The 11,109-nt window shown below is 69.2% G+C and carries 8 protein-coding genes and 1 pseudogene; 4 read left to right on the forward strand and 5 right to left on the reverse strand.

Translation table 11 applies throughout. The features are described 5' to 3' along the window. Nucleotides 1-241: 241 nt before the first annotated feature. A complete protein-coding gene (locus tag GJ633_RS09715; protein WP_156588666.1) occupies nt 242-1,480 on the reverse strand; it encodes a mandelate racemase/muconate lactonizing enzyme family protein in 1,239 nt (412 codons plus the stop codon). Between the two features lie 148 nt (nt 1,481-1,628). On the opposite strand from GJ633_RS09715, the gene GJ633_RS09720 reads away from it, so the two are divergent. Both GJ633_RS09720 and GJ633_RS09725 read left to right on the forward strand, forming a co-directional pair. Further along, complete coding sequence (locus GJ633_RS09720) at nt 1,629-2,780, forward strand: mandelate racemase/muconate lactonizing enzyme family protein (protein WP_156588667.1); 1,152 nt, start codon at nt 1,629-1,631, stop codon at nt 2,778-2,780. 119 nt (nt 2,781-2,899) lie between these two features. Then, a pseudogene (locus tag GJ633_RS09725) lies at nt 2,900-3,362 on the forward strand (TRAM domain-containing protein). Between the two features lie 85 nt (nt 3,363-3,447). On the opposite strand, the gene GJ633_RS09730 reads toward GJ633_RS09725, so the two are convergent. The 3 genes from GJ633_RS09730 to GJ633_RS09740 all read right to left on the reverse strand — a co-directional run bounded on the left by GJ633_RS09730 (nt 3,448) and on the right by GJ633_RS09740 (nt 8,239). Continuing rightward, nucleotides 3,448-4,557 carry a geranylgeranyl reductase family protein gene (locus tag GJ633_RS09730; protein ID WP_156588668.1) on the reverse strand — a complete coding sequence of 370 codons (1,110 nt, stop codon included), beginning with the start codon at nt 4,555-4,557 and terminating at the stop codon, nt 3,448-3,450. Nucleotides 4,558-4,682: 125 nt separating this feature from the next. Continuing rightward, nucleotides 4,683-5,996, reverse strand: a complete 1,314-nt coding sequence (locus GJ633_RS09735; protein WP_156588669.1) for an HAD hydrolase family protein — start codon at nt 5,994-5,996, stop codon at nt 4,683-4,685. Between the two features lie 53 nt (nt 5,997-6,049). Next, nucleotides 6,050-8,239, reverse strand: a complete 2,190-nt coding sequence (locus GJ633_RS09740; protein ID WP_156588670.1) for a thioredoxin domain-containing protein — start codon at nt 8,237-8,239, stop codon at nt 6,050-6,052. Nucleotides 8,240-8,384: 145 nt separating this feature from the next. On the opposite strand from GJ633_RS09740, the gene purD reads away from it, so the two are divergent. Together purD and GJ633_RS09750 are read left to right on the forward strand one after the other, a co-directional pair. Then, the gene (purD, locus tag GJ633_RS09745) at nt 8,385-9,668 is read left to right on the forward strand and encodes a phosphoribosylamine--glycine ligase (RefSeq protein ID WP_156588671.1); all 1,284 of its coding nucleotides are present in this window, start codon (nt 8,385-8,387) and stop codon (nt 9,666-9,668) included. A gap of 275 nt (nt 9,669-9,943) precedes the next feature. Next, nucleotides 9,944-10,480 carry an acyltransferase gene (locus GJ633_RS09750; protein ID WP_321169005.1) on the forward strand — a complete coding sequence of 179 codons (537 nt, stop codon included), beginning with the start codon at nt 9,944-9,946 and terminating at the stop codon, nt 10,478-10,480. Between the two features lie 40 nt (nt 10,481-10,520). Here the strand turns inward: GJ633_RS09750 and GJ633_RS09755 are convergent, their stop codons facing one another. Continuing rightward, nucleotides 10,521-10,871: a DUF5798 family protein gene (locus GJ633_RS09755; protein ID WP_156588672.1), complete on the reverse strand. Its 351-nt coding sequence runs from the start codon at nt 10,869-10,871 to the stop codon at nt 10,521-10,523. Between the last annotated feature and the right edge of the window lie 238 nt (nt 10,872-11,109).

Raw genomic sequence — 11,109 nt, forward strand, 5'->3', positions numbered from 1 at the left:
CTCACCGGGCTGGACGACGAGCCGTCCGCCCTCGGGTTCGTCTCCGTCAACGGGGACGCACCCTTCGGCTCGGCCTCGTTCCGGTCGGCCGTCCCGGACGGATCGCGGCTGGCCGAGAGCCTGCGAGCCGTCGACGACGACCTCGTCGAGTACCCCTGAGTCCGGCTCGCCGTGAGGCCGTCCGCCGTCGTCTCGTCGTCTACGGGGAGACCGACCTCGGCTCGGTCCGGTCGTCCTCGGTTCAGGCCGGGTCGAAGAGGGTCTCGCCGTCGACCATGTGCTCCTCGATGGTGTCGAGATCGAGCGTCAGGCCGAGACCGGGCTTTTCCGGGATCTCGATGTAGCCGTCCTCGATGACGTCCTCTTCGACGAGGTCGGCCCACCAGCCGAGCTCGTAGGAGTGGTACTCGACGGCCAGCGAGTTGGAGACGGCGGCGCCGACGTGAGCGGACGCCATCGTCGCGATAGGCGAGGAGACGTTGTGCATCGCGACGGGGACGTAGTACTGATTCGCGACGTCGGCGACCTTCCGCGTCTCGCGCATGCCGCCGACCTTCGGCAGGTCGGGGGCGATGATGTCGACGGCCTGGTTCTCGAGGAGCCGTCGCTCCTCGGTGACCCGGTAGCGGTTCTCGCCGACCGTGATCGGCGTCGTGGTGGACTTCGTGACCTCCTCTTGGACCTCGAGGTTCTCCGGCGGGACGGGGTCTTCGAGCCACCAGACGTCGTACTCCTCGATGGCCGCCGCGAGGCGCTTGGCGGAGCCGCCCGAGAACGTCCAGTGACAGTCGAACGCCACGTCCGCGCGGTCCTTCACGCGCTCCGTGACCCGCTCGACGATCTCCGCCTTGTGACGGATCTCGCCGGGGCGGAGGTGGCGGTTCGCGCGGTCCTTCTCGAATCCAGAGGGCACGTCAAGATCGAACTTCATCGCGTCGTATCCGAGCTCCTCGACGACGCGCTCGGCCTCGTCGGCGCAGGCCTCGGGGTCGGCCTCCGCCTCTGTGTGACAGTCGCAGTAGACGCGCATCCGGTCGCGGTACTTCCCGCCGAGCAGCTGGTACGCCGGCACGTCGAGGATCTTGCCCGCGAGGTCGTGTAACGCGATCTCGATGCCGGCGATCGCCGTGACGGTGACGCCCTCGACGGACCCCTCGCCGGACATCTTCTGGATCAGGTGCTCGTAGAGCCGGTCGATGTCAAGCGGGTTCTCGCCGACGACAAACGGCTTCATGCGCTCGATCAGCTCCGGCACGCCGGCCCCCCAGTAGGCTTCGCCGGTGCCGACGATCCCGGCGTCGGTGTACACGCGAACGAGCGTCCACGGGAAGTTCCCGTCGATCATCGTCGTCTGTACGTCGGTGATCTCCACGTCGCGGCCGCCGCCGCGGGACGCCGTCACGCCCATGGTCTCCGCGGAGAGTTCACGCATCGTGTACTCCGCGTTCGGGTCGTGAAGCGACTCGTAGTTTGGAGCCATGGGTCGGGTTTCAACACGGAACCACATGTGCGTGGCGGCTCCGCCGGTCGCGAGGGGGTGGTGACTCCGTTGGTCGCGAGAGCGTGCCGAATCGGCGGTCCTGAGGATGAGACGAAAAAGGTATTACGACCCGACTGAACAGCCACGCATGGAGATAACCGAGGTCGAGACGTTCGTCGTCGACGCCGACTGGCGAAACTGGTTTTTCGTACAGGTGCGGACCGACGAGGGGATCACCGGCGTCGGCGAGGCGCTCTCCGGCGAGGGGCTCACCGGCGCGCTCAAGGAGACGGCCGAGGCGCACAAACACTACCTCATCGGCGAGGACCCGCTGAACCGGAAGAAGATCAACCGGCGGCTGACGCGGTACCCGTTCGCGTGGCGGGCCGGCAAGCTGATCAACGCCGTGGCGTCCGCGTTCGACATCGCGCTGTGGGACATCGCCGGCAAGTACCACGACGAGCCCGTCTGGAAGCTGCTCGGCGGGAAGGTCCACGACGAGATCCCGGTGTACGCGAACGGCTGGCACATCGGCGAGCGGACGCCGGAAAACTACGCACACCACGCGAAGAAGGCGATCGACGAACAGGAGTACCCCGCGCTGAAGTGCGACCCGTTCGCACACTACGAGTACTCCCTCACGGACGACCAGATCGATGAGGTCGCGGAGCTGTTGGAGGCCGTTCGCGACGCCGTCGGCTGGGACGTCGGCATCGGACTGGACTGTCACGGCCGGTTCACCCGTCGCGGCGCGATCGAGGTCGCGAACGCGCTAGAGGAGTACGACATCATGTTCCTCGAGGAGCCGGTCGAACTGGAAGACCGCGAGGTGATGGCCGACGTCACCCAGCACGTGAACATGCCCGTCGCGACCGGTGAGCGGATCTACAACAACGAGACGATGGACGACCTGATCCGCAAGCAGGCCTGCGACATCATCCAGCCGGACCTGACGAACTACGGCAGCCTCCGGGAGCTCCAGCACGCGGCCGCGATGGCGAAGAACCGCTACATGACGTTCGCGCCGCACAACCCCAACGCGGGAGTGAGCACCGCGGCGGGGCTACACCTCTGTGCGGGCATCGAGAACCTCGAGGTCTTAGAGCACATGAGCCGCGACGTCCCGTGGGGCGACGAGATCCTCGACTTCGACTTCGAGGTCGAAGACGGCGCCATCGAGGTTCCAGACAAACCCGGCCTCGGGATCGAGTTCGACCCCGACGCGGCCCGCGAACACCCCGGGGAGCCCAAGGACAGCCACAGCCTCTTCGACGCCGAGGGCGCCCTCAAGCGTCCCTGAGCGGACGGCGGCGTCGAAGCGTCCTTGAACGGACAGCGGTGTTGAAGTGTCGCTGAACGGACAGCGGCGTCGATCCGACAACGGGGGTGTTTTTCAACCATGCGCTCGCAACGGGTCGCATGGTCGAGATCACCGATTCGCTCGCGTGTCTGTTTACTGGTGAAGTCGAGGAACGCGACGGCGAGCACGTCGTCGCGGTTCCCGCCTCGGAGATCGCACACGGTGCGGTCGAGGACGGCGAGACGTACCGCGTCGCACTGATCGATCGAGAGACGAACGAGACGGCCACGGCGGTCGCCTCAGACGCGTCCGCGGACCGGTCTGTCTCAGGAAACGGCGCCGACAGGCCGGCATCGACGTCGCGGTCGTCGACCGGCACCGCGCCGTCCGAACCCCCCCGTCTCCGAGAGCGACGTCCGCGAGGTGACGATCGAGACGCTCGGCGACAAGGGCGACGGGATCGCGAAGATCGAGCGGGGCTACGTCGTCATCGTTCCCGACGCCGAACCGGGCGACGAGCCCACCGTCGAGATCACGAGCGTTCGCGAGAACGTCTCGTTCGCAGAGGTCATCGAGAAGTAGGCGAGCACGTCGTTCGTATCTCTCCCGCCGCGCTCGGTTCTCCGTGTCTCTCACCGTCCGGCTCGGTTCTCCGTGTCTCTCACCGTCACACTCGGTCCTCCGGCGGATCGCCCCGTGAGAACAGCTTCCGGAGGTGCGCCGGCGAGAAAAAGGAGGTCGGGCGGTCCATGTGAACGCCTATCTCGCCGGACAGCGCCCGCAGGCCGAGCCGCTGGACCGGCTCGGGGAGCGAGTAGCAGGCGCGGATGGCGCTCCCGAGTCGGATCTCTCGACCGATCGCGTCACGCCACTCGGCCTCGTAGTTGGCGAGCGTGTCCGGGTCGGCCGGGTCGATCTGCGCCGCCGCGACGTCCGCCGCGGTCATCCCGTAACAGATCCCACCGCCGGTGAACGGCTTCGTCTGCGCGGCCGCGTCGCCGATCAGGAACACCCGATCCGTGGTCACCCGGTCCGGCGGGCCGATCGGGATCGCGCCAGAGCAGAACCGGTCCGTCGTCACGCCGTACGCGTCGGTGAGTCGGTCGAAGCGCTCGGAGACGTCCTCGCCGGGGGGCGCGGCGAGACCGTACTCAACGCCGGCCTCGCCGCGGGGGATCCGCCACGCGAAGAACGTCGGCGCCGTGAGGTGGACGTCGACGAGGTCGCCGTCGTCGGGAGCGTCGTCGAACGCGAGCACGCCGTGCAGCAGCTCGTCCGGCTCCGGGAGACCGAGCGACCGGCGGACCCGCGAGGTCGGCCCGTCACAGCCGGCGACCATTCGCGCCTCGAAGCGCTCCGTGTCGCCGTCGGCGACGCTCGCCTCGACGACGACGCGGTCCGCGCGCTCGTCGACCGAGACGACGGTGTGGGCCTCCCGGACGTCGGCGCCGGCGTCGCGGGCGGCGTCGGCGAGGGTGCGATCCAGACCGACCCGGTCTATCACGTTCGACACCGGTTCTCGCTTGTAGAAGGGGTACGCCGCCGAGTCCGGGCCGCCGACGTGGAAGCGTGCGCCGTACACCCGGTTCTGGAGGAGGCGATCGCGGGCGTCGTCCGGGACGAACTCCCAGATGTCCTCGGAGACGTGGCCGGAGCAGGCCAGCGGCTCGCCGACCGTCCCCTTCTCGAGGACGACCACGTCGCGGCCCGCCTCGGCGGCGCGGCGGGCGAACCGCGATCCCGGCGGTCCGGCCCCGACGACGACGAAGTCGTGCATAGCCGGATCGTCGGGACGGACGCACATAACTGCGACGAGGCGTCCTCGTCGTCGGTGCCGTCTCGCGGCCGGCGTCTCGGGGCTTCCCGAGATCGAGCCGCCGATCAGCGATCTCGGTCGTCGATTCAGTCCATCTGCGCGAGCAGGTTGAGGGCGTACACCGTCCGCAGCATCGTCGCGGACTGCCCCTGACCGAACACCAGCTCGTCCCGGTCGCGGACGTGCGAGAGCACGTCCTCGGAGGCGTGCTCCGGCGCCGCCGCGATCCCCGCGTCGTTGTCGGCGACCCACTCCATCACGCGGAGGTCCGACTTGCTGTCGCCCATCACCAAAAGGAACGGGTCGCGCACGTCGAGCACGTCGATCGCGGCCTCGACGCCGGCGACCTTGTCCAACTCCAGCGAGCCGATCTCCGCGGCGTCTCCCCGGTAGTACCCGACGTCGATCCGATCGAACAGCGCGGCAACCGGCTCGGGGACGTCGGCGGTTTCTCCGCCCGCGTTCGCCGGTTCTATCCCCGTCGCTTCGAGCACCTCCCGGATCTCCGGATCGGCGGCCGCGTAGTGGACGCGGGCCCACGCGGCGCCGCGATCGGCGAGGGCGTCGGCTGGCGAGTCGTCGTCGAAGTCTGCGGGCCCGCGAGCGTCGCCGGCGAGGTCGGCGGCGACTTCCTCGACTACCGACGCGCCGAGCAGGTCGATCAGATGGACGAGGCCGTCGTCGATCACCGTCTCCGCGTCCGCGCTCCCGGTCTCGAAGTTCGGCTTCAGCGTGACGTTGAACTCGTTGCCCTGGAGGTGACAGCCGCGTCTGACGTTCTCCGGCGCCGCCGAGAGCACGCTCGACCGAACCGCGTCGAAGACGTTCCGGATCGAGTCGTCGAGCCGCTGGTACAACAACTGCTTCGTCCGCGATCCGTGGCCGGGCGTGAACACCCCGTTGCCCGTCTCGTAGACGATCGAGACGGTGCCCGAGTGGACGAGTTCGTTGCCGAGCCCCTGAATCGTGAAGCCCTTCACGTTCTCCAGCGTCTGTCCCGTGCAGATGACGATCGGGACGCCGGACTCGTGGATCTCCGTCAGCATGTGAAGCGTCTCGCGAGGGATCTCGTTGTCCGTCCCGCCCGCCGAGCGGAGGGTCTCGTCGACGTCCAGCACGAGCGCGTTGACCGCGCGGTCGTACCGCGAGAAGAGATCGAGGGCGGTGAAGGCCGTTTCGCGGTCGGCGCGGGCCGCGACCTCTGCCAGCGTCTCTCCGGCCGGGAGCTCCTCGCGTATCTCCCGTTTCAGGCGTTCGAGCTCGTCGCTCGCGTCCTCCCAGTGCTCCAGCGCCACCCGCGAGTCGACCGGCGGGAACAGGTCCACGAACGACTGATGCTCGCGGAGCGTCTCGACGTCGAACTCGTCGTACAGCCGATAGAGGAGGTCGTACCGCTCCATGAGCGACCCTGCTCTCCGGGTGCCGTAAAGCGTTCCGTCTCGGGACATCTGTCTCACTTCTGCTCCCGCCGCGACGCCAGCCACTCCAGCGCCGCGTCGAGGTCGGTTTCGGGCGGCGAGCACACGCGACCCTCACAGACGTATACGGTCGGCTCGCCGGCGTCGGCGTCGCGGCCAGCCCAGATCGGCGGCGCCTCGTCCAGCCCGAGCCGGTCGAGCCACTCTCCGAGCCCGGCCGCCGTCGGCGGACGGGGCGCGACAAGCGCTCCCGACAGGTACCGCTCCCCGAGCGTCTCTCTCCATGTATCCGGGACCGCCTCGGCGGCGACGGTCACCTCGACCCCACCGGTTTCGACGCGGTCAGCAGCCCGCACGAGCGAGACGTGTTCCAGCGGGCTGCCGCGGATCCGGTCCCCGTGCGTCCGCACGACCGTCTCCGCGACCTCGGCGAACCGGCGGTCGGTCCGGAACCCGTCGAGCAGTGCCAGCGTCTCCGTTGCGACGCCGAGACTCGACGGCGTCGATCGGTCGGTGAACTCCTGTGGACGCGCGAAGAGCGCGTCGTCGCCCGCGGTGCCGCCGGACTCGGAGGATGGCTCGTCCGGATTCCGGGTGAAGTAGATCGTTCCGTCGTCGGCGAACTCCTCGACGACGCCCGTCGCCAGCTCCAGCGCGAAGCCGAGGGGATCCGGGTCGCCGGTAACGGCGTAGACGTCGAGCGCGCCGCGCGCGAGGAACGCGTAGTCGTCGAGGTACCCCGGCCCGCGGACGTCGCCGTCGAGCCACCGACGGGCGAGGACTCCCGAGTCGGCGTCGTACAACCGCTCTCGGACGAACGCGAGCGCGTCGCTCGCGATCACGGCGTACGGCTCGCCGAGGGTCCACCCCGCGGCCGCGAACGCGGAGATCGCTCGACCGTTCCACGACGCGAGCACCTTCTCGTCGCGGGCCGGACGCGGGCGCGACTCCCGCGCCTCGAAGAGGGTGACACGCGCCTCGGTCAGGATTTCGCGGACCTCCTCGGCCGAGAGCTTGTGATCCTCGGCGAGCTCCTCGATCGACGCCGCGATCGTCGGAACGGTCGTGCCGCGCTCGAAGTTCCCGCCAGAACGGATCCCGTACCGCTGTTTCGCGATCGACGCCGCGGGCTCGTTCAGGACCGCGTCAACCTCGGCGGGCGTCCAGACGTAGAAGGCGCCTTCCACGTCCGCGTCGTCGTCGGACTCGGCGCCGGACCGTTCGGCCGGTGGTCGGCTCCGCGCGTCGAGCGTGCTGAAGAAGCCGCCCTCGGGATGACGGAGTTCGCGGTCGAGAAAACCCAGCGACTCGCTCGCGATCCGGGCGTACGACGGGTCGCCGGTGAGCCGATAGCCGTCGAGGTAGACCATCGGGAGTTCCGCGTTGTCGTACAGCATCTTCTCGAAGTGCGGAATCGTCCACTTCCGGTCGACCGCGTACCGGTGGAACCCGCCGCCGATCCGGTCGTACATCCCGCCGGCGGCCATCGCGTCCAGCGTCCCCGTCGCGGCCGCGAGGACGGCGTCCCGGCCGCCCGCGGCGTACGCACGCAAGAGGAGGTCGATCCGGCCCGGCATCGGGAACTTCGCCCCGCCGCTCCCGAACCCGCCGTACTCGGTGTCGTAGCCGCGAACCGCCGCCGCGGCCGCAACCTCAAGGAGGTCCGACCCTGGGGCTTCGGCGGGGGCGTCCGGGATCGACTCCAGTTCGTCCCGGGCGCTCGTCGTCCACTGCTCCGCGCGTCGCTCCATCTCCTCGCGCTGTTCGGGGTCCGCCCACGACTCGGCGATCCGCTCACAGAGGTCGCGGAATCCGGGCTGGTTCGGGCTCGGCTCGGGGGGGAAGTAGGTACCGACGTAGAACGGCTTCCCATCGGGCGTACACCACGCCGACAGCGGCCAGCCGCCTCCGCCAGTGACGAGCTGTGAGACGGTCATGAACGTGCTGTCGACGTCGGGGCGTTCCTCGCGGTCGACCTTGATCGGAACGAACGACTCGTTGAGCACCGCCGCGATCGACTCGTCTTCGAAGCTCTCCTCGGCCATCACATGACACCAGTGACACGAGGAGTAGCCGATCGAGACGAACACGGGCGCGTCGTGTTCCCGAGCGCGCTCGAACGCCTCGTCGTCCCACGGCTGCCAGTTGACCGGGTTGTCCGCGTGCTGCCGGAGGTAGGGACTCGCCTCCTCGTCGAGGCGGTTTCGGTCGGTCGGCTGTGACATACGTCCGGTTCGTCCCCGCGAGGCAAAAACCCGTCACACGCGGTCTGCGGGCGACGGTCCGTCGCCGATGTCCTGTCCACGAACGTGTACAGACGAGCGACGAGAGAGGGTAACGCTTACACTACCGTGCGGTCTCCCGTCGGATATGACGGAGACCGTACTTCTCGTCGGCGGCGGTGGACGCGAGCACGCGATCGCCCGAGCGGTCGCCGACGACTGCGCGTTGTACGCCTGTGCGAGCAACCGGAACCCGGGGATCCGGCGCCTCGCGGACGGGTTCGAGGCGATCGAGGAGACGGACGCCGAGGCCGTGGCCGACTACGCCACCGCGGTCGGTGCGGACCTCGCGGTCATCGGTCCGGAGTCGGCACTGGAAGCGGGCGTCGCGGACGCCCTCGACGACGTCGGCGTGTACGCGTTCGGTCCCCAGGCCGAGGAGGCCCGTCTGGAGACGGACAAGGCGTATCAGCGCCAATTCATGGACGAGGAGTCCATTCCCGGCTGTCCCGACTTCGAGGTGTTCGACGACGTCGAGGCCGCCTGCGCGTACATCGACGAGTACGACGGGGACCTCGCGGTCAAGCCGGCGGGGCTCACCGGCGGCAAGGGCGTGAAGGTGATCGGCGACCAGGTGACCGACGAAGAGGCGAAGGCGTACCTCCGCGAGTCCGATTACGACCGGATCGTCTTGGAGGAGCGGCTGGTCGGCGAGGAGTTCACGATCCAGGCGTTCGTCGCGAACGGCGACCTCCGGACGACGCCGGCGGTACAGGACCACAAGCGTGCCTACGAGGGCGACGAGGGACCGAACACCGGTGGGATGGGCTCGTACTCGGACACCGGCCGGTCGCTCCCGTTCATGGCCGAAGGCGACTACGAGGCCGCGATCGACGTGCTCGACGCCGTCGTCGGCGCGCTCCCGGCGTACAAGGGCGTCCTCTACGGACAGTTCATGCTCACCGCCGACGGGCCGAAGGTCGTCGAGTTCAACGCGCGCTTCGGTGACCCGGAGGCGATGAACACGCTGCCGGTGCTAGAGACGCCGTTCCTCGACGTGCTCACCGCCGCCCGCGACGACGACCCGCTGCCGGAGCTGTCGTTCTCCGGCGAGGCCACCGTCTGCAAGTACGCGGTTCCCGACGGGTACCCGACCGACCCGGACGCGGGCGCACTGATCGCCGTCGACGAGGAGAGCGCTGGCGACGCGCTGCTGTTTTACGCCAGCGTCGACGAGCGTGACGACGGACTCTACACCACCACCTCTCGGTCGTTCGCGGTCGTCGGCCGCGGCGATTCGATCGCGGCCGCGGAGGCCGAGGCCGAGGCCGCGCTGTCGGCCGCCGGCGACCGCGTCCGTATCCGCCACGACATCGGGACGGCGTCGCTGGTGGAGCGCCGGATCGCACACATGGACGAGCTGCGCGAGTAGGCGCGCGGTACGGGTAGCGTCGCCCTCGACCGTGGCGTCGGTGCGGTGACCGCACTCGCGAAGCCGTGAAGCAGAACGCGTCGCTTTGCGTGGTGAGGGGGCGAGCAGGCGGTCCCCGTCGCCGCCGTCCCCGACGACGCGCTCCCACGGCGGTGGACCGCGCATCCGCCTCGGCCGACCGTGGGCGTCTCTCTGGTCGTAGGGAGGGTGGCCGCGGTATCGGACTTGAACGCTCGGGAGCGACCCTTTTAACCGAGCCGTGCGAACGGGCGGTCGTGACTCTCGACGACGCGGACCCGTCGCGAACCGATCGGCTCGACCGCCGCCCGACGCCGGGGGCGCGCAATTCGCTGTGGTCGTGGCCGGACGCGAAGTCGCCGCTCGTCGTCGCCCGGAACTACGTCGTGATCGTCCTCGCCCGGATCTGTCCGAGCCTCCGGCTCAAGAATCGGCTGCTGCGGTGGATCGGCGTGACGGTGGGAACCGGCGTGGCGTGGGGGCTGGAGTCGACGCCGGACGTGTTCTGGCCCGAGCGGATCGCCGTCGGCGACGACGCCATCGTCGGCTACGACGCCACCCTGCTGTGTCACGAGTTCCTCCGCGACGAGTACCGCCTCGGCGACGTCGTCGTCGAGGCGGACGCGATGATCGGCGCCGGCGCGGTCGTCCTTCCGGGCGTCACCGTCGGCGAAGGCGCTCGCGTCGCGGCGAACTCGCTGGTCGCAGACGACGTCCCGCCCCACGCCACGGTCGCGGGCGTTCCCGCCGAGGTCGTCTCCCGTGCGGAGGAGCCGGCGGCGAGCGACGACTGAGCGGGCGAGTCTCGGTGTACTGGATGGCCCGCTGGCGGTCTCACTCGGGAGTTTTGTCGTCCGTCGACGACTCGGAGGTGTCATTCCCGTCGGCGGACGCCGCGTCGTCGCTCGGTTCGTCTTCCCCCTCGGCGGCTGCCGTCTCGGCCTCCGTGATGTGCGCCTCCGTGCTCACGCTCTCTAAGTCGACGCCGACTTCGCGGGCGACGGCGTCGAGGACCGCCCGCTGTTCGGCCATCTCGATTTCGAGCGCCTGCACCCGGTCGGCGGTGTCGACGACCGTCGACTGGGTCTCTTCGACCTCCTCGCGGAGCTCGTTGATCTTCTGGTAGGTGCGCTCCGCCTTGTCGGCCAGCGTCTGGATCTTCTTCGCCGTGTCGCCGAATCCCATACCGGGTCGTCGTCCCCGCGGTACCTGTGCCTTTCCGTTCGGGGCGGACGACCGTCGGCAATCGTCGAACGTCGCTTCGGCGGCGGAGGGAGAGGCGGGCACACCTTGGAAGGAACAATCGACGGCGGGCGGGGCGGTGGACTTTTGCCCGGACCGCCCGACGGGTCGGGTATGGCCGTCGAGCGGATCCTGTTGACGAACGACGACGGCGTCGACGCCGCCGGGCTCCGCGCCCTGC

The organism is Halorubrum sp. CBA1125 (genome assembly GCF_009742825.1).
Taxonomy (GTDB): domain Archaea; phylum Halobacteriota; class Halobacteria; order Halobacteriales; family Haloferacaceae; genus Halorubrum.

Coding starts and splice junctions, on each gene's coding strand:
- GJ633_RS09715 (WP_156588666.1), bottom strand. CDS start 1,480: ATGGCTCCAAACTACGAGTCGCTTCACGACCCGAACGCGGAGTACACG.
- GJ633_RS09720 (WP_156588667.1), top strand. CDS start 1,629: ATGGAGATAACCGAGGTCGAGACGTTCGTCGTCGACGCCGACTGGCGA.
- GJ633_RS09730 (WP_156588668.1), bottom strand. CDS start 4,557: ATGCACGACTTCGTCGTCGTCGGGGCCGGACCGCCGGGATCGCGGTTC.
- GJ633_RS09735 (WP_156588669.1), bottom strand. CDS start 5,996: ATGGAGCGGTACGACCTCCTCTATCGGCTGTACGACGAGTTCGACGTC.
- GJ633_RS09740 (WP_156588670.1), bottom strand. CDS start 8,239: ATGTCACAGCCGACCGACCGAAACCGCCTCGACGAGGAGGCGAGTCCC.
- purD (WP_156588671.1), top strand. CDS start 8,385: ATGACGGAGACCGTACTTCTCGTCGGCGGCGGTGGACGCGAGCACGCG.
- GJ633_RS09755 (WP_156588672.1), bottom strand. CDS start 10,871: ATGGGATTCGGCGACACGGCGAAGAAGATCCAGACGCTGGCCGACAAG.